The sequence below is a fragment of the Phreatobacter sp. genome, assembly GCF_052440005.1.
GTDB lineage: Bacteria > Pseudomonadota > Alphaproteobacteria > Rhizobiales > Phreatobacteraceae > Phreatobacter.
The window spans coordinates 13,411-35,193 of record NZ_JBQVQL010000038.1; the positions used below are offsets into that span (position 1 = coordinate 13,411).

Annotated in this window: 23 protein-coding genes; 10 read left to right on the plus strand and 13 right to left on the minus strand. The window is 68.8% G+C overall.

The features are described from left to right. Window positions 1-2: 2 nt before the first annotated feature. The 10 genes from nrdR to ACT6XY_RS11250 form a co-directional block, all read right to left on the minus strand. Window positions 3-485, minus strand: coding sequence for a transcriptional regulator NrdR (gene nrdR, locus ACT6XY_RS11205; protein ID WP_296571508.1), 483 nt, complete (start codon window positions 483-485; stop codon window positions 3-5). 15 nt (window positions 486-500) lie between these two features. Beyond that, a complete protein-coding gene (gene glyA / locus ACT6XY_RS11210) occupies window positions 501-1,808 on the minus strand; it encodes a serine hydroxymethyltransferase (protein WP_444748421.1) in 1,308 nt (435 codons plus the stop codon). Window positions 1,809-1,932: 124 nt separating this feature from the next. After that, window positions 1,933-2,133, minus strand: a complete 201-nt coding sequence (locus tag ACT6XY_RS11215; RefSeq protein WP_444748422.1) for a DUF6898 family protein — start codon at window positions 2,131-2,133, stop codon at window positions 1,933-1,935. Window positions 2,134-2,284: 151 nt separating this feature from the next. Continuing rightward, complete coding sequence (locus ACT6XY_RS11220) at window positions 2,285-3,562, minus strand: L,D-transpeptidase family protein (protein ID WP_444748423.1); 1,278 nt, start codon at window positions 3,560-3,562, stop codon at window positions 2,285-2,287. A gap of 261 nt (window positions 3,563-3,823) precedes the next feature. Further along, the gene (locus ACT6XY_RS11225; protein WP_444748424.1) at window positions 3,824-3,955 is read right to left on the minus strand and encodes a hypothetical protein; all 132 of its coding nucleotides are present in this window, start codon (window positions 3,953-3,955) and stop codon (window positions 3,824-3,826) included. Between the two features lie 8 nt (window positions 3,956-3,963). Further along, window positions 3,964-4,488: a transcriptional regulator LdtR gene (gene ldtR / locus ACT6XY_RS11230; RefSeq protein ID WP_444748447.1), complete on the minus strand. Its 525-nt coding sequence runs from the start codon at window positions 4,486-4,488 to the stop codon at window positions 3,964-3,966. 465 nt (window positions 4,489-4,953) lie between these two features. Then, window positions 4,954-5,892: a 3-hydroxyisobutyrate dehydrogenase gene (gene mmsB, locus ACT6XY_RS11235; RefSeq protein ID WP_444748425.1), complete on the minus strand. Its 939-nt coding sequence runs from the start codon at window positions 5,890-5,892 to the stop codon at window positions 4,954-4,956. Beyond that, window positions 5,889-6,362: a DUF6163 family protein gene (locus ACT6XY_RS11240; RefSeq protein ID WP_444748426.1), complete on the minus strand. Its 474-nt coding sequence runs from the start codon at window positions 6,360-6,362 to the stop codon at window positions 5,889-5,891. Before ACT6XY_RS11240 ends, mmsB begins: the two co-directional genes overlap by 4 nt. Beyond that, window positions 6,359-7,444: an enoyl-CoA hydratase/isomerase family protein gene (locus ACT6XY_RS11245; RefSeq protein WP_444748427.1), complete on the minus strand. Its 1,086-nt coding sequence runs from the start codon at window positions 7,442-7,444 to the stop codon at window positions 6,359-6,361. The genes ACT6XY_RS11240 and ACT6XY_RS11245 overlap by 4 nt, the downstream gene beginning before the upstream one ends. Before the next feature lie 12 nt (window positions 7,445-7,456). Continuing rightward, a complete protein-coding gene (locus tag ACT6XY_RS11250; RefSeq protein ID WP_444748428.1) occupies window positions 7,457-8,596 on the minus strand; it encodes an acyl-CoA dehydrogenase family protein in 1,140 nt (379 codons plus the stop codon). A gap of 194 nt (window positions 8,597-8,790) precedes the next feature. Between ACT6XY_RS11250 and hemB the strand changes: the two genes are divergently transcribed. The 4 genes from hemB to ACT6XY_RS11270 all read left to right on the plus strand — a co-directional run bounded on the left by hemB (window position 8,791) and on the right by ACT6XY_RS11270 (window position 12,384). Next, entirely contained in the window at window positions 8,791-9,837 is a 1,047-nt protein-coding gene (gene hemB, locus ACT6XY_RS11255) for a porphobilinogen synthase (RefSeq protein ID WP_444748429.1), read from the plus strand. Beyond that, window positions 9,834-10,247: a hypothetical protein gene (locus tag ACT6XY_RS11260; protein ID WP_444748430.1), complete on the plus strand. Its 414-nt coding sequence runs from the start codon at window positions 9,834-9,836 to the stop codon at window positions 10,245-10,247. The genes hemB and ACT6XY_RS11260 overlap by 4 nt, the downstream gene beginning before the upstream one ends. 9 nt (window positions 10,248-10,256) lie before the next feature. Next, window positions 10,257-11,507 carry a threonine ammonia-lyase gene (locus ACT6XY_RS11265; protein ID WP_444748431.1) on the plus strand — a complete coding sequence of 417 codons (1,251 nt, stop codon included), beginning with the start codon at window positions 10,257-10,259 and terminating at the stop codon, window positions 11,505-11,507. A 118-nt stretch (window positions 11,508-11,625) separates the two neighbouring features. Beyond that, window positions 11,626-12,384, plus strand: coding sequence for an arginyltransferase (locus tag ACT6XY_RS11270; protein ID WP_444748432.1), 759 nt, complete (start codon window positions 11,626-11,628; stop codon window positions 12,382-12,384). Here ACT6XY_RS11270 and ACT6XY_RS11275 read toward each other — a convergent pair. Further along, window positions 12,381-12,908 (minus strand): cytochrome P460 family protein, encoded by a 528-nt coding sequence (locus ACT6XY_RS11275; RefSeq protein ID WP_444748433.1) that lies wholly within the window; start codon window positions 12,906-12,908, stop codon window positions 12,381-12,383. The two genes, ACT6XY_RS11270 and ACT6XY_RS11275, sit on opposite strands and share 4 nt — an antisense overlap. A gap of 191 nt (window positions 12,909-13,099) precedes the next feature. On the opposite strand from ACT6XY_RS11275, the gene ACT6XY_RS11280 reads away from it, so the two are divergent. Further along, a complete protein-coding gene (locus ACT6XY_RS11280; RefSeq protein WP_444748434.1) occupies window positions 13,100-14,071 on the plus strand; it encodes a Bug family tripartite tricarboxylate transporter substrate binding protein in 972 nt (323 codons plus the stop codon). A 4-nt stretch (window positions 14,072-14,075) separates the two neighbouring features. Here ACT6XY_RS11280 and parC read toward each other — a convergent pair whose 3' ends face one another. Both parC and ACT6XY_RS11290 read right to left on the minus strand, forming a co-directional pair. Further along, a complete protein-coding gene (parC, locus tag ACT6XY_RS11285; RefSeq protein WP_444748435.1) occupies window positions 14,076-16,325 on the minus strand; it encodes a DNA topoisomerase IV subunit A in 2,250 nt (749 codons plus the stop codon). 156 nt (window positions 16,326-16,481) lie between these two features. Then, window positions 16,482-16,910 carry a VOC family protein gene (locus tag ACT6XY_RS11290; protein ID WP_444748436.1) on the minus strand — a complete coding sequence of 143 codons (429 nt, stop codon included), beginning with the start codon at window positions 16,908-16,910 and terminating at the stop codon, window positions 16,482-16,484. A 147-nt stretch (window positions 16,911-17,057) separates the two neighbouring features. Between ACT6XY_RS11290 and ACT6XY_RS11295 the strand changes: the two genes are divergently transcribed. The 5 genes from ACT6XY_RS11295 to cimA all read left to right on the plus strand — a co-directional run bounded on the left by ACT6XY_RS11295 (window position 17,058) and on the right by cimA (window position 21,771). Further along, window positions 17,058-17,567 (plus strand): CreA family protein, encoded by a 510-nt coding sequence (locus ACT6XY_RS11295; protein WP_444748437.1) that lies wholly within the window; start codon window positions 17,058-17,060, stop codon window positions 17,565-17,567. A 115-nt stretch (window positions 17,568-17,682) separates the two neighbouring features. Further along, window positions 17,683-18,135: a hypothetical protein gene (locus ACT6XY_RS11300; protein ID WP_444748438.1), complete on the plus strand. Its 453-nt coding sequence runs from the start codon at window positions 17,683-17,685 to the stop codon at window positions 18,133-18,135. Between the two features lie 179 nt (window positions 18,136-18,314). After that, complete coding sequence (cysS, locus tag ACT6XY_RS11305; RefSeq protein ID WP_444748439.1) at window positions 18,315-19,700, plus strand: cysteine--tRNA ligase; 1,386 nt, start codon at window positions 18,315-18,317, stop codon at window positions 19,698-19,700. Next, complete coding sequence (locus ACT6XY_RS11310; RefSeq protein ID WP_444748440.1) at window positions 19,697-20,173, plus strand: GFA family protein; 477 nt, start codon at window positions 19,697-19,699, stop codon at window positions 20,171-20,173. The genes cysS and ACT6XY_RS11310 overlap by 4 nt, the downstream gene beginning before the upstream one ends. Continuing rightward, window positions 20,170-21,771: a citramalate synthase gene (gene cimA / locus ACT6XY_RS11315; RefSeq protein ID WP_444748441.1), complete on the plus strand. Its 1,602-nt coding sequence runs from the start codon at window positions 20,170-20,172 to the stop codon at window positions 21,769-21,771. The genes ACT6XY_RS11310 and cimA overlap by 4 nt, the downstream gene beginning before the upstream one ends. The last annotated feature ends 12 nt before the right edge of the window (window positions 21,772-21,783 follow it).

A 21,783-nucleotide genomic window follows, 5' to 3' on the forward strand; every position in this document is an offset into this window, starting at 1 on the left:
CGCTAGCTGCGCTCGGGGTCGCCGGCCCCCTCGCCGTCCTCGGACATCTCGCCGATGAGCTGCTGGAATTCGCGCGGATCGCGGAAATTCCGGTAGACCGAGGCGAAGCGGACATAGGCGACGTCGTCGAGCGCCTTCAGCGCCTCCATGACGATGCGGCCGATGTTTTCGGCGGGAATGTCGGATTCGCCCGAGGCCTCCAGTTGCCGGACGATGCCGGAGACGAGCCGCTCGACGCGCTCCGGATCCACCGGCCGCTTGCGCAGCGCGATCTGGATGGAACGCATGAGCTTGTCGCGGTCGAAGGGAACGCGCTTGCCGGACCGCTTGACCACCACGAGTTCGCGCAGCTGGACGCGCTCGAAGGTGGTGAAGCGGCCGCCGCACTCGGTGCAGACGCGCCGGCGGCGGATGGCGGAGCCGTCCTCGGTGGGACGCGAATCCTTCACCTGCGTGTCGGCGAAACCGCAGAAGGGGCAGCGCACGGGCCGCGCGCCGCGTCAGGAATAGATGGGGAAGCGGGCGGTGAGATCCTTCACCTTCTCCCGCACGGCCGCCTCGACGGCGGCGTTGCCCTCGTCGGAATTGGCCTTGGACAGGCCGTCCAGCGTCTCGGCGATGAGCTCGCCCACCCGCTTGAACTCGGCGATGCCGAAGCCGCGCGTCGTGCCGGCGGGGGTGCCGAGGCGCACGCCCGAGGTGACGAAGGGCTTCTGCGGATCGAAGGGGATGCCGTTCTTGTTGCAGGTGATGTAGGCGCGGCCGAGGGCGGCCTCGGAGGCCTTGCCGGTGAGGTTCTTCGGCCGCAGGTCGACCAGCATCAGGTGGTTGTCGGTGCCGCCGGTGACAAGATCGAAGCCGGCAGCCTTCAGCGTCTCGGCGAGAGCCTTGGCGTTGGCAACGACGGCATGGGAATAGGCCTTGAATTCGGGGCGCAGCGCCTCGCCGAAGGCCACCGCCTTGGCGGCGATGACGTGCATGAGCGGGCCGCCCTGCATGCCGGGGAAGACCGCCGAGTTGAACTTCTTGGCGAGGTCCTCGTCATCGGTGAGGATCATGCCGCCGCGCGGGCCACGCAGCGTCTTGTGGGTGGTGGTGGTGGCCACGTGGGCGTGCGGGAACGGCGAGGGATGGGCGCCGCCGGCAACGAGACCGGCGAAATGGGCCATGTCGACGAAGAGGATGGCGCCGACCTCGTCAGCGATGGCGCGGAAGCGGGCGAAGTCCCAGAAGCGGGCATAGGCCGAGCCGCCGGCGACGATAATCTTCGGCCGGGTCTCGCGGGCGATGCGGGCGACCTCGTCCATGTCGATGAGCTGGTCGTCCTGGCGCACCGTGTAAGGGGCGACCTTGAACCACTTGCCGGAGACGTTGACCGGCGAGCCGTGGGTGAGATGCCCGCCGGCGGCGAGGTCGAGGCCCATGAAGGTATCGCCCGGCTGCATCAGCGCCAGGAACACCGCCTGGTTCGCCTGGCTGCCGGAGTTCGGCTGGACGTTGGCGAAGCGGCAGCCGAACAGCTTGGTGGCACGCTCGATGGCGACCGTCTCGGCGATGTCGACGAACTGGCAGCCGCCGTAATAGCGCTTGCCCGGATAGCCCTCGGCATACTTGTTGGTCATCACCGAGCCCTGCGCCTCCATGACGGCGCGGGAGACAATGTTCTCCGAGGCGATGAGCTCGATCTCGTGCTGCTGCCGGCCGAGCTCCTTCTGGATGGCGTCGAAGATGACCGGGTCAGCTTCGGCGAGGGACGCAGAGAAGAAGCCGTCGAAGGGCTGGGAGGCGGCGGCGGAAGACGAGGACATCCGGATCACTCCGTGGCGCGGCGGGTCTCGCCGGGTCGGTCGGGAACGTGGGCTAGCCGGTAGCACAGCGTCGGTGACGAGTCCAAGGTTCAGCGCGGCCGAGACACCACACCTTGTGGCGCTTTCACGCCCCCTCCCCCGCATCCTGCGCGAGCCGGCGCTCGAGCTTACGACGGGCGAGGCGCTCCAGATCGTTGAGGGCGGTGTGGACGGGCCCCATCACCACCACCTCCGTGCCGGTTTCGGCGCAGATGGCGGCGCAGCGAAGATAGGCGCCCACCGCGGTGTGCTCGAAATAGACGGTGCGCGGCTGTGATTCGGGCATGGCGAGAGTGTGCCACGGGACAGGGCGCCACGTGAGGCCGCCCTGAATCAGGCCAGTCGTGGCGCGCCGCCAGCTGAGACAGACCCCTCCCAGAATGCGAAAAGCCCGGCACGAGGCCGGGCTTTCGTTAGATGCAGCAGGAGCTTGCGGGTCAGCGCAGGGCGACAGGCTGGGCCGCGGCGCCGGAGGCCTGGGGGCCGATGCCGTCGCGCTGGTAGATGTCCTCGCGGAACTGGACGAGGCCGTCCGGATTGGCCCAGGCGGTGATGTAGACCCAGTAGACCGGCACGGGCTGCACCGGCTTGGCGTCGACCCGGTCGGTGGTGCGGAAGATGCGGTCGATCTCCGAACGGCTCCACTGGGTGCCCTGGAGGATCCAGGCGATGAGCTCGCGGACGTTCTGCACGCGGGCGCAGCCGGAAGAGTGGAACCGCTGGTCCTCGCCGAACAGCCCCTTGGAGGGCGTGTCGTGCATGTAGACCGCGTGCTGGTTCGGGATGTTGATGCGGACGTTGCCCATCGAGTTGCCCTCGAACGGGTCCTGGCGGAAGCGGAAGTTCATCGCCTCCATGGTGTTCCAGTTGATCGACTCCGGGGCGACCTCCTGGCCCTGGCCGTTGAACACGCGGATGCGGTTCTTGGCGAGGTAGTCCGGCTCCGCCTGCATCTTCGGGATGAGGTCCTTGCGGATGATGGAGGCAGGCACCGTCCAGTAGGGGTTGAAGTTGATGTCCTGGACGCGGGTCGAGATGACCGGCGACTGGCGGTCGATCTTGCCGACGACGGTGACGTGGCGCGAGACGACCGTGCCGTTCTCCACCGCCTCGAGCTGGGCGGCGGGGATGTTCATGACGATGAAGCGGTTGCCGAGGAAGCCGGAATGGGCGCGCACGCGCACCAGATTGGTCTCGAGCTGGCGCAGGCGCATCTCGGCCGGCACGTTGAGCGCGGCATAGGTCGACTCGCGCACCTGCCCGTCGGGCGAGATGCCGTGGCGGGCCTGGAAGCGCTTCACGGCGGTGTCGACGAAGGAGTCGAACACGTCCGAGCGGCCGGCGGAGGGGTTGAGGTCGCCCGAGGCGATCAGCCGCTCGCGCAGGGCGATGACGGACCGGCGGCGCGCACCGATGCGCAGCCGCTCGCGGTCGGGCATGGGCTGCCAGCCGCCGCGGGAGACGATGCCCTGGTACTGGGCGATGGCCTGTTCGAGACCCTGCACCGTGTGGGGGCCGAGAACGGGATAGGGGTTGATGGTGGACCGGGTGCGCGACCCCGCGTCGAAGCTGTCGGACCACTCGGCGACGGCGCCGCGGCCGGACTGGGCGAGGGCCGGGCTCGCCACGGCCATGGTGCCGAGCGAGGCCAGGCCGCCGAGGAGCGTGCGCCGGTCGAGCAGCGAAGCGGGATACGCGGGGAAACGATCGGTCACGATAACGGCTCCGGATGATCGGCAGGGTCGCCTCCCGCCAGAGGGGGAGGAAACACCATTATCCTTAAGGAATGCCAAGCGGGTGTCGAGTTGCACCTAGGGCAACCAATGTGACCAACTCAAGGCATTTCCTGCAGCGGAGCCCTGCGCAGGCGAGAAAGTCGGCCTGAAAGTGGCCGGGACGGGCAGATGTGGCGAAACCGGCGCACCCCAGGGGTCGCCGGCATCGCAGTTCAACAGGATGTGAGGCCGGGCGGGCGTTCAGCCACGCCGGTCGGCGCGGTCCTTCGCCAGAAGCACGGCTCCGGTGACGCCGAGCATGTTCTCGGCGAGCATCAGGACCATGGCGAGGCCGGCGCCGAGCACCGCCCAGTTGGAGATCATCGTCGTCATGGCGTGCCTCAGAGCCGATAGAGGATCTGGTCGGTCCAGAAGCGCTCCAGGCGGAGCAGCGACTTGTTCAGGGTCTTGAAGTCGTCGAGGGCGATGCCGCCGACCTGCTCGACCGTGCGGACGTGCTTGGCGTAGAGCGCCTTCACCATCTCGGCGATCTCGTGCCCCTTGGGGGTCAGGCTGATGCGCACCGAGCGGCGGTCGATGCGCGATCGCTGGTGGGACAGGTAGCCCATCTCGACCAGCTTCTTGAGATTGTAGGAGACGTTGGAGCCGAGATAGTAGCCCTTGGTGCGCAGTTCGCCGGCGGTGAGCTCGCGGTCGCCGATGTTGAACAGCAGCAGCGCCTGGACGGCGTTGATGTCGGAGCGGTTGCGGCGGTCGAACTCGTCCTTGATCACGTCCAGCAGGCGACGGTGCAGGCGCTCGATCAGCGTCAGCGCCTCCATATAGACGGGCGTGATGGCCTCGAAGCGCTCGAGACGTTCGGGTGAGATCGGCGGCGACGCGACGTCGCGCGCCTTTGTCATCATGCTCATGGGACGCCTCTTGTCCTGGTTGGCGCCGGGGCGTTTTTTGACCCTCGGCCGAGCGGCCCTGTTCACCGCTCGTGTGTCCTCAACCTAGACCGGCGAATTTTAAGAGCCCCCGAACAAACAGCGTGAAGGCGGCTTAACCATTACTTCCTCAACAAGAGATTGCATTGATCTATCAGCAATATCTCGTTGTCTTTTCATCAACCTGCCGGCGCCGGGGCAAGGTTCGGTAAAGGATCGGAAGGACCAAATTCCGGACACTTGACCGGCGATGTTTACACTTGATTCAAACGGGCGAAAGCAGTCGTCAACCATCCCCCGCCGCCCGTCTCATTCAACTGCGCGCAGTCGGCGAAACGCCCTGTTCAGCATAGGCCGATGACGCCGCGTCAAAGCCGGCAAGAACCTTCCGCGCCGGGATCGCGGGGTCGCCGATATTCCCTTGGGAAAGGCGCCGGGGGCTCACTTGCCCCGGAGGAAGTTGACGATGCCGGAAAAGTCCGTGCCGGCCTCGCCCTGGGCGGCGTAGAGGCCGTAGAGGGCGGCCGCCTCCGCACCGAGCGGGGTGACCGCGCCGGCGGAGCGGGCGGCATCCTGGGCGAGCTTGAGGTCCTTCAGCATCATCGCAGCCGTGAAGCCCGCCTGATAACCCCGGTTCGCCGGCGAGGTCGGCACGGGACCCGGCACGGGGCAGTAGGTGGTGAGCGACCACGACTGGCCGGAGGACTTGGACGCGATGTCGAAGAGCTTCTGGGCGTCGAGGCCGAGCTTCTCGGCCAGCACGAAGGCCTCGGAGGTGGCGATCATGGTGATGCCGAGGATCATGTTGTTGCAGATCTTGGCGGCCTGGCCGTTCCCCGGCCCGCCAGCGTGGACGATGGTCTTGCCCATGGCCTCGAGATAGGGCCTGGCCGCGGCAAAGGCCGCGTCCTCGCCGCCGCACATGAACGTCAGGGTGCCGGCGCTGGCGCCGCCGACGCCACCGGAGACGGGCGCGTCGATCATCCCGAGGCCGCGCTCCGCGGCGGCCTTCGCCGTGGCCCGCGCCGTGTCGACGTCGATGGTCGAGGAGTCGATCAGGAGGGCACCGGCCTTGGCGCTGGCGATGATGCCCTTCTCGCCGCCATAGAGAGCGCTCACCTCGCGGCCCGAGGGCAGCATGGTGACGACGACGTCCGCCTCGCGCACCGCCTCGGCGATGGAGGCTGCACCCGTTCCGCCGGCGGCGACATGGCGCTCCACGGCGGCGGGGCTCACGTCGGTGCCGACGACCTTGTGGCCGGCCTTGACCAGGTTGGCGGCCATCGGCCCGCCCATGTTGCCGAGGCCGATGAAGGCGATGGTGCTCATGATGTCCTCCCGTCGTCGTGTCTGCGCCCGTGCCGCGGCCGGGCCTCTCATTCGGTGAAGGCGTCGTTCGCCTGGCGGGCCGCCATGGTGGCCGCGGCCGTGTAGAAGAGCAGCAGGACGGCGTCGGCCACCGTCGCGGGCAGGGAGCGCGCGGCGATCTGAACCCAGCCCTGCATTCCGCCGAGCATGGCGAGGTCGATGCCGATGGCGACCGCCGTCGCCAGCACCCAGACGACACCGCCCCAGGCCGAGGTGAGCCAGAGCCCGACGCCGGCGACGAGTTCGATCACCGCGAAGAAGACGATGGAGGCCTGCACGCCCGGGGGCATGTCCTCGAAACCGATGCCCTCGGCATTGGGGCCGCCGCAGATCACCATCCACTGCATCAGGCCGCGGCCGATGACGAGCACGGCCAGCGCGCGCATGAAGATGCGGTAGATGCGGCTCCAGTCGATGCTCCGCTCCTCGGCATCGGCCTGGATCGGCGCGTCGCTTGCGGTGCGGAGCTTGGTGGCGCTCATCGGGGGATGGCCGGCGGCACGAGCTCGCCCTCGCCGAGGGGGGCGAAATGGGCCTCCACCATGGCGGGGGTGACCTCGTCGAGGGTCGCCGGCTGCCAGCGCGGGGCATTGTCCTTGTCGATGATGACGGCCCGCACGCCCTCGTAGAAGTCGTGGCCGCGGCAAATGCGCGAGACGATGCGGAATTCGGTGGTCATCGCCGCCTCGAAGTCGAGCGCGCGGCCGGCCCGCACCTGGGCGAGAGCGATCTTCATCGACGTGGGCGACTTGGTCCTCATGGTCGCGAGGGTCTGGCCGCACCATTGGTCGCCGGCGGCCGCCGCGGCTGCCAGGGCGGACATCGTCTCCTCCACCGCATCGAAGCGGAAACAGGCGTCGATGGCGGCGCGGCGGGCGGTGACGCTCGCCGGCTGGGTGGCGACGTCGGCGAAGCCCTCCAGCACGTGGTCGACCGTCTCGCGCCCGCAGAGCGCGTCCAGCACCTCGGTGAAGCGCTCGGAAGCCATCGCATGGGTGGCAAGCCCGGTGGAAAGCGCGTCGCCCTGCTTCATGCGTTCGCCTGTGAGGGCGAAATAGGCGCCGATCTCGCCGGGAATGCGCGGCAGGAAATAGGTGCCGCCGACGTCGGGGAAGAAACCGATGCCGACCTCGGGCATGGCGAAGACGAACTTCTCGCCGGCCACCACGTGGCTGCCGTTGATCGAGACGCCGACGCCGCCGCCCATGACGATGCCGTCGATGAGCGAGACATAGGGCTTGGGGTAGCGCTTGATGAGGATGTTGAGCTCGTATTCCTCGCGCCAGAACTGAAGCGCCTCGGCATGCCGGCCGGCCTTGCCGAGGTCGTGGAGGACGCGGATGTCACCGCCGGCGCAAAAGGCGCGTCCGCCCGCCCCGGTGACGACGATGCGGGTCACCGCCGGATCGACCGCGAAGGCGTCGAGTGCGCGGCGCATCTCGCGCACCATGCCGAGGGTCAGCGCGTTCAGCGCCTTCGGGCGGTTGAGGGTGATGAGGCCGGCCGAGCCGCGGCGCTCGACGAGGATTTCCGGTTCGACGGGGGCTTGAATCGGTTCGCTCATGGCCTGCCTCTATCACGCGCCGAGCAGGTCGCGCGAGACGATGACGCGCATGATCTCGTTGGTGCCCTCGAGAATCTGGTGGACCCGGACGTCGCGCAGCACGCGCTCGATCGGGTGGTCGTTCAGGTAGCCGTAGCCGCCGTGCAGCTGCAGGCAGCCGTTGACCACCTCGAAGCCGACGTCGGTGGCGAAGCGCTTGGCCATGGCGGCGAGGGTGGTCGCCCGCGGATCCTTCTCCCCGACGGCGACGGCGGCGCGCCGCACCATCAGACGGGCCGCTTCGAGCTCCGTGGCGTAGTCGGCGATGCGGAAGCGCAGCGCCTGGAAATCCTTGATCGCCTGACCGAACTGCTTGCGGTCACCCATGTAGCTGATGGTGCGATCGAGGCAGAACTGGGCACCGCCGAGCGAGCATGCCGCGATGTTGAGGCGGCCGCCGTCGAGGCCGGCCATGGCGATGCGGAAGCCCTGCCCCTCCTCGCCCACCATGTTCTCGGCGGGAATGCGGACATTGTCGAAGTCGACGACGGCGGTCGGCTGGCTCTTCCAGCCGAGCTTCTTCTCCTGGGCGCCGAAGGAAAGGCCCGGCGTGTCCTTGTCGACGACGAAGCAGGAGATGCCGCGCGCCCCCTCCCCGCCCGTGCGGGCCATGACCACATAGACGTCGGAGCGACCGCCGCCGGAGATGAAGGCCTTGGCGCCGTTGATGACCCAGGAATTGCCGTCGCGCACGGCACGGGTGCGCAGCGAGGCGGCGTCGGAGCCGGCGCCGGCCTCGGTCAGGCAGTAGCTGGCGAAGGTCTCCATGGCGCAGAGGTCGGGGACGTAGCGACGGCGCAGGTCCTCGTGCCCGTAGGCGTCGATCATCCAGGCGGCCATGTTGTGGATGGAGATGTAGGCCGTGGTGGAGACGCAGCCCTGAGCGAGTTCCTCGAAGATCACGGCAGCGTCGAGGCGGGTGAGGCCGGAGCCGCCGACGTCCTCGCGCACGTAGACGCCGCCGAAGCCGAGCGCCGCGGCGGCGCGCAGCGTCTCCTCGGGAAAGACCGAGCCGGCGTCCCAGTCGCGGGCATGCGGCGCCATCTCGGCGGCCGCGAAGTCGCGCGCCACCTGGCGGAAGGCTTCCTGGTCTTCGGAAAGGGCGAAATCCATCGGCTGGGGAACCCGGAACAACTGACTGAACCGGTTATGGGGCTTGGCCGCGCCGGGTCAATTCGGCCGGGCGGGGGAGCCCGTTAGGCGGGGCCCCGATCGGGGGAGGTTCGCGCGTGGCGGGGCTGTTCCGAATAATTCCAGAGTGATATTCATGTAACTTCAGCGGCCGCCCAGAGCCGCGGAGACCGGCCATGACCCTTCGCGCCCTCCACAAGCCCGCCGCGGATGCCGCCAGCACCGCCTCGAAGCTCGACATCGCCACCCGCCTCCGGCGCAACCGCAAGAGCGAATGGTCCCGCCGCCTCGTGCGCGAGACCGTGTTGACCACCAACGACCTGATCTGGCCGATCTTCCTGGTCGACGGCACCGAGCCGCGCACCCCGGTCGCGACCATGCCCGGCGTCGACCGCGTTTCCATCGACGAAGCGGTGCGCGAGGCCGAAAGGGCCGCGCGGCTCGGCATTCCCGCCCTCGCCCCCTTCCCCTATGTCGACCCCGCCCTGCGCGACCCCGTCGGCTCCGAGGCGGAGAACAACCGCAACCTGATGTGCCGGGCGGTCCGCGCCATCAAGGCGGCGGTGCCGGAGATCGGCCTCATCACGGACGCCGCGCTCGACCCCTACACCTCGCACGGGCATGACGGCGTGCTGACCGACTGCGGCCGGGTGCTCAACGACGAGACCGTCGCGATCCTCTGCCGGCAGGCCATGGCACTGGCGGAAGCGGGCGCCGACTGCATCGCCCCGTCCGACATGATGGACGGCCGCATCGGCGCTATCCGCGCGGCGCTCGACGCCCGCGGCTTCACCGAAGTTCAGATCATGAGCTATGCGGCGAAATACGCCTCGGCCTTCTACGGGCCGTTCCGCGACGCGATCGGCACCAAGAAGACCCTGATCGGCGACAAGCGCACCTACCAGATGGACCCGGCCAATTCGGACGAGGCGCTGCGCGAGGTGGAGATCGACCTCGCCGAGGGTGCCGACATGGTCATGGTCAAGCCCGGCATGCCCTATCTCGACATCTGCCGCAGGGTGAAGGACACGTTCGGCGTGCCGACCTTCGCCTACCAGGTGTCCGGCGAATACGCGATGATCGAGATGGCGGCGCGGGCCGGCGCCATCGACGGCGAGCGTGCCATGCTGGAGAGCCTCGTCGCCTTCAAGCGCGCCGGCTGCGACGGCATCCTCACCTATTTCGCCCCGCGCGTGGCCGGATTGCTCAGCGCCGCGGCGTGAGGACCGGCATCGCCCTCGTTCTGGCCGCGCTGGCGGCCGGCGGCTGCGCGCCGGTGGTCGAACCGGACCATCTCACGCTCTGCCGCGAGGTGCTTCCCGCCCTGCACGAGGACGGCACTGTCATCCGGGAGAGCCGCTACGGGCCGCCTGCCGACGGCACCGGCGTGCGGATCGATTATCTCGCCGAGCGACCCGGGCGGCCGCGCAGCGTGCATTTCGCCACGTGCCGGTTCGACGGGCGGGACGGGCGCGGACGGCCGGCGCTCGCCGCGCTGTCCACCGAGCGCGGCGCTCTCTCCGAGACCCGCTTCATCATCCTGAAGCGCTGGTGGCTCGAGCAGGGGCCGGCTCCGCCCCTGTCGGCGGCGAAGGCCCGCTCGGGCCTCGCGGAAAGCGCGCCGGCAAGCTAGACCTTGGTGATGACCGACGCGCCGGACGCCGCCCCCCGCCTCACCCATGCCGACGTGCTCGCGGCACGCGACATCATCGCCGGGCAGGTCATGCGCACGCCGATGCTCCCCGCGCCGCCGCTCTCGGCCATCACCGGGGCCGAGGTCTTCGTCAAATACGAGAACCTGCAGGTCACCAACTCCTTCAAGGAGCGCGGGGCGCTGGTGAAGCTCGCCTCGCTGTCGGATGCCGAGCGGCGGCGGGGCGTCATCGCCATGTCGGCCGGCAACCACGCCCAGGCGGTGGCGCTGCACGCCAGCCGGCTCGGCATCCCCGCCACCATCGTCATGCCGGAGACGACGCCCTTCGTGAAAGTGGCGGCCACGCGCTCCCACGGCGCCACCGTCGTGCTCGACGGGGAGACGCTGGCGGAGTCGCAGGCGCGCGCCGAGACGATCCAGCAGGCAGAGAACCGCGTCTGGGTGCACCCTTACGACGATCCTGCGGTCATGGCCGGCCAGGGCACCATCGCCTGCGAGATGCTGGAGGACGTCCCGGATCTCGACATGCTCGTCATCCCCATCGGCGGCGGCGGGCTCATCGGCGGCAATGCGGTGGCGGCGAAGGCGATCCGCCCGGACATCGAGATCGTCGGCGTGGAGGCCGCGCTCTATCCCTCCATGTGGAACGCCGTCCACGGCGGCGACCGGCCGGTGGGCGGGCCGACGCTGGCCGAGGGCATTGCGGTGAAGATCGTCGGGCGCTCGACCCTGCCCGTGGTACGGGAGCTCGTATCCGCCATCGTGCTCGCCGGCGAGAGCGACCTGGAACGCGCGGTCAACCTCTACCTGACGCGGCAGAAGACCATCGCGGAGGGCGCTGGCGCCGCCGGCCTCGCCGCCCTGCTGGCGGAGCCCGCCCGCTTCCGCGGCCGCAAGGTGGGGCTGATCCTCTGCGGCGGCAACATCGACCCGCGCATCCTCGCCTCCATCATGGTGCGGGAGCTGGAGCGTGAGAGCCGCATCGTCTCGCTGCGCATCACCATTCCCGACCGCCCGGGTGTGCTCGGCACGGTCGCGACCCTCATCGGCCGGCTCGGCGGCAACATCCTGGAGGTCGAGCACCGGCGTCTCTTCCTCGACACGCCGGCCAAGGGCACCAAGCTCGACGTGACGGTGGAGACGCGCGACGGCAGCCATGCCCACGAGATCCTCGCCGCTCTCGAGGCCGAGGGCCTGCCCGCGGTCAGGATCGACACCGGCGGCGGCCGGCTCGGCTGACTCCCGGCGACGTGATGGGCTGCGCTCTTGCCGGCGGGTGCCCCTCGCCTACATCATCGGAGTGATGCGGCGGGCGCCGAGCCAGCCGATTCGAACCGGCCGCCACTCCCGACAGATCTTGACCCAGCAACCGCGCGACACGCCCCAGTTCTATCTCACGGCCCCGACGCCGTGCCCCTACCTGCCCGGGCAGTCGGAGCGGAAGGTGTTCACGCATCTGGTCGGGCCGAAGGCGCCGCAGCTCAACGACATCCTGACCCAGGGCGGCTTCCGCCGGTCACAGTCCATCGCCTATCGGCCGGCCTGCGAGACCTGCCGGGCCTGCGTCTCGGTGCGCGTGCCGGTGGCCGATTTCCGGCCCGGCCGCTCGTTCCGGAAGGTGATGCTGAGGAACAGGGATCTGGTGGGCGAGATGCGCCCGGCCATTCCCACCTCGGAGCAGTATTCGACCTTCCGCGCCTATCTCGACGCCCGTCACCGCGCCGGCGGCATGGCCGACATGACCGTGCTCGACTACGCCATGATGGTGGAGGACAGCCACGTGAAGACGCGGCTGGTGGAATATCGCAAGCGCGACGCCGACACCGCCATCAACGGGCGCTCCAAGGGCGACATCGTCGCCTGCGTGCTCACCGACATCCTCGCCGACGGGCTGTCGCTGGTCTATTCGTTCTACGAGCCCGAGGAGGCCGCGCGCTCGCTGGGCACGCTGGTGATCCTCGACCACATCGCCCGCGCCAAGACCATGGGGCTCCCTTACGTCTATCTCGGCTACTGGGTCGAGGGGTCGACCAAGATGGACTACAAGGCGCGCTTCCTGCCCCAGGAGCGGCTGATGCCCGAGGGCTGGGTGCGGGTGGACGGCACCGGCGACTAGTCGATCGGCCGGGTCAGGGTCGAGAAGGTGTAGTCGCGCGCGCCATGCGGCTTATGGCAGGCGAAACAGGCCTCGGTCGGGACGGCACGGCGCTGTCCCGCCCCGTCGAAGGCGCCATAGTCCCAGTCGGCATTGCGGATCGCCTCGGGAACGATGCTGCCCCAGCCCTGCCGCTTCTCCATCACGGCGATGGCGGTGATGCGCGCCGTGGGGACGAGACGTCCGTCCGCCCCGGTCACGACGTTGCCCGCGGCGTCGGTTTCGGCCGCATGGTCCTCCATGACGATGACCGTCCCGTCCGGCAGGGTCCTGCCCGCATCGCGCAGGCCGGCGGCGTTGGGCGAGAGGTAGAGGAACCGGATGATCTTGCGGTCGGGCTTGTCGACCTTGTCGTAGAGCAGGAAGCCCGTCTGGTAGCCGGGCGGCACCGCCACCCGCGTCGTCTGGGCGAACTGGGCGAGGCCGGGCACGGCGAGCCCTGCGAGGAGAGCAGCCCCGAGGGCCGCAGCGAACCGATGGCGCATGAGGTGTCCTCCCAGGACATTTGCCTGGAGCGGATCACGTAACGTCACCGGCAGCAAGGACGCCGTCACCGGTGGTCTTCACGCTGCGGTGATCCCCCCTCAGGACCGTCCATCCGGCGACGCAGGCCGCGTCACATCGCTGTCAGGGGCCCGCGCTAGCCAAGGTCGTCCCCCTCAGCCCGGTGCCCGCCATGCCTTCCCGTCGCCTCGTCCTCGCCGGCCTCTCCAGCCTGGCGTTCGCCACAGCGGCACGCGCCTTTCCGGAGCGGCCGATTCGCCTGATCGTGCCCTTCGCCCCCGGCGGATCTACTGACGTCGCCGCGCGACTCCTCGCCGAGGCGCTCGGGCCGGTCATCGGCCGGTCGGTGATCGTCGAGAACCGCGCCGGCGCGAACGGGGCGGTGGCGTCCGATGCGGTGATCCGCTCCGAGCCGGATGGCCATGTGCTGCTGGTGGCCTCAGCCTCGACCCATGGCGTCAACCCCGCGGTGGCGCGCCGCCTGAGCTTCGATCCCGTGGCCGATTTTGCCCCCGTCACGATGATCGGCACCACGCCGCTGGTGCTGGTGACATCACCGGCCTTCGGCGTGACCACCCTGGCTGCGCTCGTTGCGCGCCTTCGCGGGGAGCCCGCCAAGCACAGCTACGCCTCGGCGGGCGCAGGCTCGATCACCCATCTGGCGGGCGAACTCTTCAAGTTGAAGGCGGAGCTTCCCGACGTCGTGCACGTGCCCTATCGGGGCGGCGGGCCGGCCATGCAGGCCGTGTTGACCGGGGAAGTGGCCTTCACCATCGAGAGCCTCGCCTCGGCCGCCTCGCTGATCGAGGGCAAGCGCGCGCTGGCGCTGGCTGTTGGTTCGCCGACGCGCCAGGCCGTGCTGCCGGACGTGCCGACCTTCGCCGAGGCCGGCCTTCCCGGCGTCGAACTTGCGACCTGGAACATGCTGCTGGCGCCGAAGGCGACGCCGCCGGAACGGATCGAGAAGCTCGGCGAGGCGGCGCGGACGGCGCTGGCCGGGGAGACGCTGCGGGCCCGGCTCGCCGCCGCCGGGACGACCGCCATCCCGGACGCCTCATCCGAGCAGACCGGCCGCTACCTCGCCGCGCAGATCGAGGGGTTCCGCGCCGTGGTGAAGGCGGCGCAGATCGCTCTGGCGGACTGACCCGTCACCCGAACCGGTTCGTCTTGGGGAAGCCCTTCGGCGGCAGGCGGCCGGCCTCGGCGCGGTTGCCGATCCATTCGGTGAGGTCGACCTGCGAGACCGTCCAGGTCCGGTCGGAGGAATCCTTCCACGTCAGGCCCTCGGCCAGCGTGAAGGTCTTGAGGTCGACCATGCCGCCCTCCTTGTACTTCTGCAGGCGGACGCCCTTGCCGCGCGCCATTTCCGGCACCTGGCTGAGCGGGAAGACGAGCAGCTTGCGATTGAGGCCGACGATGGCGACGTGATCGCCCTCGACGAAGCGCACGGCGGCGAGCTCGTCCGGCGTGTCGACCCCCATGACGCCCTTGCCCTTGCGGGTGTTGGCGACGAGTTCGTCCTCGGCGACGACGAAGCCGCGGCCCTCGCGGGAGGCGAGTAGCGCCTTGCGGCCGCCGCGATAGGGCACGACCTCGACGATGTCGTGCTCCTGCTCGAGGTCGAACATGAGCCGCATGGGCTCGCCTGCGCCGCGACCGCCGGGCAGTTTCGACCCCTCCAGCGTGAAGACCTTGCCGTTGGTGGCGAAGACCAGGAGCTTCGACGTCGTCTCGGCGAAGAAGGAGAGCTTCAGCCGGTCGTCTGTCTTGAAGGTGAGCGTCGCCAGATCCTGGACATGGCCCTTGAGGGCGCGGATCCACCCCTTCTCGGAGACCACGACGGTGATCGGCTCGCGCTCCACGAGCGCCTGGGCAATGGCGTCGATGTCCACCTCGGCAGCCTCGCCGAAGGTGGTGCGGCGCTTGCCGAGCGGCGTCTCCTTGGAGAACTGCTTCCTGACGTTGCCGATCTCCCAGGAGACCGTCTTCCACTGCAGCGCCTCGGAGCCGAGCAGCTTCTCGATGCCCTCCTTCTCCTTGGTGAGCTCGGCATGCTCGTTGCGCAGCTCGATTTCCTCGAGCTTGGCGAGGGACCGCAGGCGCATGTTGAGGATGGCCTCGACCTGCACCTCCGTGAGGTCGAAGCGCGCGACCAGCGCCTTCTTCGGCTCATCCGCGGTGCGGATGATATGGATGACCTCGTCGATGTTGAGATAGGCGATGAGGAGACCCGCCAGCACCTCGAGGCGCTTGTCGATGGCGGCGAGGCGGTGCTGCGAACGGCGGATCAGCACCTCGCGGCGGTGGTCCAGCCACTCGCGCAGCACTTCTTTCAGGCCGACGACCTTCGGCACCTTGCCCTTCATGAGCACGTTCATGTTGAGCGGGATGCGGCTTTCCAGCTCGGTGAGCTTGAACAGGCTCTCCATCAGGATGCCGGCGTCGACGTTGCGCGATTTCGGCTCGAAGACGAGACGGATGTCCTCGGCGCTCTCGTCGCGCATGTCGGCGACCAGCGGCAGCTTCCGCTCGTTGATGAGCTCGGCGATCTTCTCGATGAGGCGGCCCTTGGTGACGCCAAAGGGAATCTCGGTGACGACGACGAGATAGGTGCCGCGGCCGGTGTCCTCCTGGTGCCAGCGCGCCCGCGTGCGGAAGGCGCCGCGGCCCGTCTCATAGGCTTCCTGGATGGCGGCGCGGCCCTCGATGATGATGCCGCCGGTGGGAAAGTCCGGGCCCGGCACATGCGCGAGGAGATCGAGCGTGGTGCAGTCGGGATGGGCGATGATGTGCAGCGCCGCGTCGCAGATTTCCGCCGCGTTGTGCGGCGGGATCGAGGTCGCCATGCCGACGGCGATGCCCTGGCTGCCATTGGCGAGGAGGTTGGGGAAGGCGCCCGGAAGGACGATGGGCTCCTCGTCCTCCTCGTTGTAGGTCTTGCGGAAGTCGACCGCGTCCTCGTCGATGCCGTCGAGGAGGAGGCGCGCGACCTCGGTCATGCGCGCCTCGGTGTACCGGTAGGCGGCGGCGTTGTCGCCGTCGATATTGCCGAAATTGCCCTGGCCGTCGACGAGCGGATAGCGCTGCGAGAAGTCCTGGGCGAGGCGCACCAGCGCGTCATAGACAGACTGGTCGCCGTGCGGGTGGAACTTACCGATGACGTCGCCGACGATGCGGGCGCACTTCTTGAAGGCCGTGCCCGGGTCGAGCTTCAGGAGCCGCATCGCGTGGAGGATGCGGCGGTGGACCGGCTTCAGACCGTCGCGGGCGTCGGGCAGCGCCCGGCCCATGATGGTGGAGAGGGCATAGGCGAGATAGCGCTCCTCCAGCGCGTCGCGCAGGTTGATCGTTTCGATACCGTCTTCGCCGCCGGAGGGCGGGTTTATGCGCTCGCCCATGGATCAGGCCTCGCGAATCGGAATGAGGGACATGGACCCTCGATAAGCGCGGCGGATGGTGCGAACAAGCGGGGAACGTCCCGGCGACTGTGGTCAGCGGGGATGGAGACGGCTCTTCGCCCGAACCCGGTCCGGGTGAGGGGCACCGGCGCTGCGTCAGAAGGTGATCGCGACCGAGGGGGCCGAGCGGACGTGCTCGCCGTGGAACACCGCCTCGATGTTGTTGCCGTCGGGGTCGATGAGGAAGGCGGCGTAGTAGCCGGGATGGTACTTGCGCAGTCCCGGGCCGCCATTGTCGCGCCCACCCGCCGCGAGGCCCTCCCGGTGGAAGGCGTCCACCATCGCCCGGTCCTTCGCCTGGAAGGCGAGGTGATGGCGGCCGGTGAGCTCGCCGAGCGCCGCCTCGCTGTCGCGGGAGGAGATGAAGAGCTCGTCCGCCCAGAAATAGCTCTCCTCCTCGCCGCCGATGGGGATCTCCAGCACCTCGAACACGGCGCCGTAGAAGCGGCGTGAGGCGGCGAGGTCGGCGACGACAAGCTGGACGTGGTCGATGAGACGGCCGCGATGCAGTTCCTGGGTTTCCATGGGGCAGCTCCGGACAAAATGCGGTGGCTCGACTGTCGGAGGGAACGGCAGCGCCGCAGCCTCGTTCCCACCCGCGCGCAGTCAACGACATCGGCTTGCCAAACCATGGCGGCAGGGTCCCTATGACCGCCTCACCGGAGCTCTCCCATGCGCCGCCTTTTCGCCGCCGCCCTCGCCGCCCTGACCGCCCTCCCCGCCCTGCCGGCGCTCGCCCAGTCGCCGGAGTTGATCTTCCGCCGCTCGACGGTGTTCCGCCTGCTGTCGCCGAACGACAAGCTCGCCACCTATGGCATCGACGACCCGCAGGTGGAGGGCGTCGCCTGCCACTTCACCGTGCCGGAAAAGGGCGGCTGGGCCGGTGCCTTCGGCCTCGCCGAGGAATTCTCCGAGGCCTCGCTCGCCTGCCGGCAGATCGGCCCGATCCGCATCACCGGCCGCTCATCCCAAGGCGACGTGGTGTTCCGCGAGGGCCGTTCGTTCTTCTTCAAGCGCGTGCAGATCGTGCGCGGCTGCGACGCCCGCCGCAACGTGCTGGTCTACATGATCTATTCCGACAAGCTGATCGACGGATCGCCGCAGAACTCGACCTCCACCGTGCCGATCATGCCATGGGGCCAGCAGGCCGAGGTGGTGCGCTGCGGCGACTTCATTTCATGACGGGTGGCGGAGCGTTTCCTGCGTTTCCGTAAGGGCGCGCCGGACGTCGCCAGACGGAAAGGCGGCTGCGGCAAAAGGTGGGGCGACGATGTCACCCCACCTGCCGGAGCCTTCCATGTCGCGCCGCATCCTCGCCCTCACCGCCCTCGCCTTCCTGTCGCTCACCCCCGCCCATGCCACCGGCGGGGTTTCCTGTGAGGCTGAGGACCGCTCGGCGAAGTTCACCATCGGCAGCCCCGTCGGCCGCTCGACGGGCGGCGCCTTCTTCCAGTTCGAGGGCTCACTCGAGCTGCGCGGCGCCAACGTCGCCGAGGACTTCAAGAAGGTCACACTGGCCAAGGATCATCTCACCCAAAGCTGGTTCGATGCGCGCGACCTGAAGATGCACGTCCATTTCGAGCGTGCGGGCGAGCCCCACGGCACCATCGACCTCACCGTGGAGGCGCGCGGCAACGCCGATGCCGAGACCTGGCGCGGCCGCTACGTGATCAGCATCGGCGAGACGGTCAACGGCGAGTTCCGTACCCGCCGCCTCACCGGACGCGTGTCCTGCTCCGTCGAAGGGTGATGCTTGACGCCGGCGTGCCCTTCTGCGCTATCTCTGCCGCATGAACGGTTCGATCATCCTCATCGGGATTATTTGCGGCTGAGCGTCTTCGCTGGCCGGTCGCCGTTCTTTGCCATAATCCCCAAGCGCAAAAGATCACGCACCCGGCCAGCGGCGGGGAAAGCTGCGCGGAGACGGCTATGGCGATCAGGCTCTACAACACGCTGACGCGGTCGAAGGACGAATTCCGTCCGATCGATCCGGACAACGTCCGCATGTATGTCTGCGGCCCGACCGTCTATGACGACGCCCACATCGGCAATGCCCGGCCGGTGATCGTCTTCGACCTCCTGTTCCGGCTGCTGCGCCACGTCTACGGCGAGGCCCACGTCACCTATGCCCGGAACATCACGGACCTCGACGACAAGATCAACAAGCGCGCCCATGAGCGCGGCATCACCATCCGTGAACTGACCGAGGGCACGGCGGCGCGCTTCCACGCTGCCATCGATGCCCTCGGCGCTCTGCGGCCGACGGTGGAGCCGCGCGCCACCGAGCATATCGGGGAGATGAGGGCGCTCTGCGAGAAGCTCGTGGCGGCGGGCCACGCCTATGTCGCCGAGGATCACGTGCTCTTCTCCGTGCCCTCCATGCCGGGCTATGGCGGCCTGTCGAAGCGACCGTTGGACGACATGATCGCCGGCGCGCGCGTCGACGTCGCGCCCTACAAGCGCTCCGAGATGGACTTCGTGCTGTGGAAGCCCTCCCGCGAGGCGCACGAGCCGGGCTGGGAGAGCCCGTGCGGCATCGCGCAGCCCGGGCGTCCCGGCTGGCACATCGAGTGCTCGGCCATGAGCTGGAAGCACCTCGGCGAGACCTTCGACATCCATGGCGGCGGCATTGACCTCGTCTTCCCCCACCACGAGAACGAGGTGGCGCAGACCACCTGCGCCTTCGGGCATGGGGTGATGGCGAACGTCTGGATGCACAACGGCTTCCTGCAGGTCGAGGGCGAGAAGATGTCCAAGAGCCTGGGGAATTTCGTGACGATCCAGGAATTGCTCGACGGCTGGCAGGGCAAGGCCTGGCCCGGCGACGTCCTGCGCCTGACGATGCTGAAGACCCACTATCGCCAGCCGATCGACTGGACCGTCAGGGCCATGGAGGAGAGCTGGAAGACGTTGGAGGGGTGGTACCGCGCCATCGCCGGCGTCACTGCCTCGACCGTGCCGGATAGCGTGCTCGAGGCGCTCGGCGACGACCTCAACACCGCCAAGGCCATGGCGGAACTGCACGGCCTCGACAAGCGCGGCGACCATGCCGGCCTGAAGGCTGCGCTGCTCCTGATGGGCTTCGACGACGCGCGCCTCGGCGCCCTCACCGCCGAGACCGACGCCGAGGCGGACATGAAGGACACCGCCCGCATCGACGATCTCATCGCCGCCCGCCTCGCCGCCCGCAAGGCGAAGAACTTCGCGGAGAGCGACCGCATCCGTGACGAACTCGCGGCGATGGGCATCCAGCTCAAGGACGGCAAGGACCCGGCCACCGGCGAGCCGGTGACCACCTGGGAGGTGATGCGATGACCACACCCTTCACCGGCGGCTGCCAGTGCGGCGCCGTACGTTTTTCTTGCGAGAGCCTCGGGCGCGCCTCGCTCTGCCATTGCCGCATGTGCCAGAAGGCCTTCGGCAGCTACTTCGCGCCGCTGGCCACCGCCCACGGCCTGACCTGGACCCGCGGCGCGCCGAAACACTTCCAGAGCTCCAGCGTGGTGCGCCGCGGCTTCTGCGGCGACTGCGGCACGCCGCTGACCTATGAGCACGCTGATGGCGTCGAGCTGTCGCTCGGCGCCTTCGACGATCCTGCTGCCCTCCCTCCGGTCATCCAGATGGGGCTGGAGGCGCGCATGCCCTTCCTCGCCGACCTCGCGGGCCTGCCGACGCGATCACCGGCCGAGCAGGAGAAGGTCGCCGGCTTCTACGCGTCGGTCGTCTCCTTCCAGCACCCGGACCACGACACGGCCGCCTGGCCTCCCGCAGACACCTCCCGATCATGACCGACGCCCGCGAACGCCTCTATCTCTTCGACACGACGCTGCGCGACGGCGCGCAGACGACCGGCGTCGACTTCACCCTCGAGGACAAGCTGAAGATCGCCGCGCTGCTGGACGATCTCGGGCTCGACTATGTGGAGGGCGGCTATCCCGGCGCCAATCCGACGGACACGGCGCTGTTCGGCGCGAAGCGGCGGCTGAAGGCGCGCTTCACCGCCTTCGGCATGACCAAGCGGGCGGGACGCTCGGCGGCCAACGATCCCGGCGTCGCCGCGCTCCTGGAGGCGGAAGCGGACGCCATCTGCTTCGTCGCCAAGGCCTGGGACTACCACGTGCACGTCGCGCTCGGCTGCACGCTGGAGGAAAACCTCGAGGGCATCGCCGATTCCGTCGAGGCGGCGAAGGCGCGGGGCCGCGAGGTGCTGGTCGACTGCGAGCACTTCTTCGACGGCTTCAAGGCGAACCGCGACTATGCCCTCGCCTGCGCCCGCACCGCCTTCGAGAGCGGCGCGCGCTGGGTGGTGCTCTGTGACACCAACGGCGGCACCCTCCCCGAGGAGGTCGAGGCCATCGTGCGCGAGGTGACGGCCGTCGTGCCGGGGGACCGGCTCGGTATCCACGCCCACAACGATACCGAACAGGCCGTGGCCAATTCGCTGGCGGCGGTGAGGGCCGGCTGCCGGCAGATCCAGGGCACGCTGAACGGCCTCGGCGAGCGCTGCGGCAATGCCAACCTGACATCGCTCATCCCGACCCTGCTCCTGAAGCGGCCTTACGCCGAACGTTTCGTCATCGGCGTCAGCCACGGGAAGCTCACGCATCTCACCAAGATCTCGCGGCAGCTCGACGAGCTCATCAACCGGCCGCCGAACCGCCACGCTCCTTACGTCGGCGCCTCGGCTTTCGCCACCAAGGCGGGCATCCACGCCTCGGCGGTCCTCAAGGAGCCGGAGACCTACGAGCATGTGCCGCCGGAGACGGTGGGCAACCGCCGCCACGTGCTCGTCTCGGAGCAGGCCGGCAAGTCCAACGTGCTGGCCGAGCTGGAGCGCGTCGGCCTGACCGTCGCCAAGGACGACCCGCGGGTCGCCCGCATCCTCGACGAGGTGAAGGAGCGCGAGAGCCTCGGCTATGCCTACGAGGGGGCGGACGCTTCCTTCTTCCTGCTCGCCAAGCGGATCATGGGCGAGGTACCGGCCTTCTTCGCGGTGGAACGCTTCAAGGTGAACGTGGAGCGTCGCTACAACGCCGCCGGAGACCTCGTCACCTTCTCCGAGGCCACGGTGAAGGTGAAGGTGGGCGACGAGGTGCTGATCTCCGCCGCCGAGGGCAACGGCCCGGTCAACGCCCTCGACGCCGCCCTGCGCAAGGACCTCGGCCGCTACCAGCGCTTCATCGAGGACCTGGAACTGGTCGACTTCCGCGTCCGCATCCTCAACGGCGGCACCGGCGCTGTCACGCGCGTGCTGATCGAGAGCCGCGACGGCGCGGGCGACACTTGGACCACGGTGGGCGTCTCGGCCAACATCATCGACGCCAGCTTCCAGGCGCTGACGGACAGCATCACCTACAAGCTGGTGAAGGAGGGGGTCGGGGTGTGAGGCTCCGGCGCC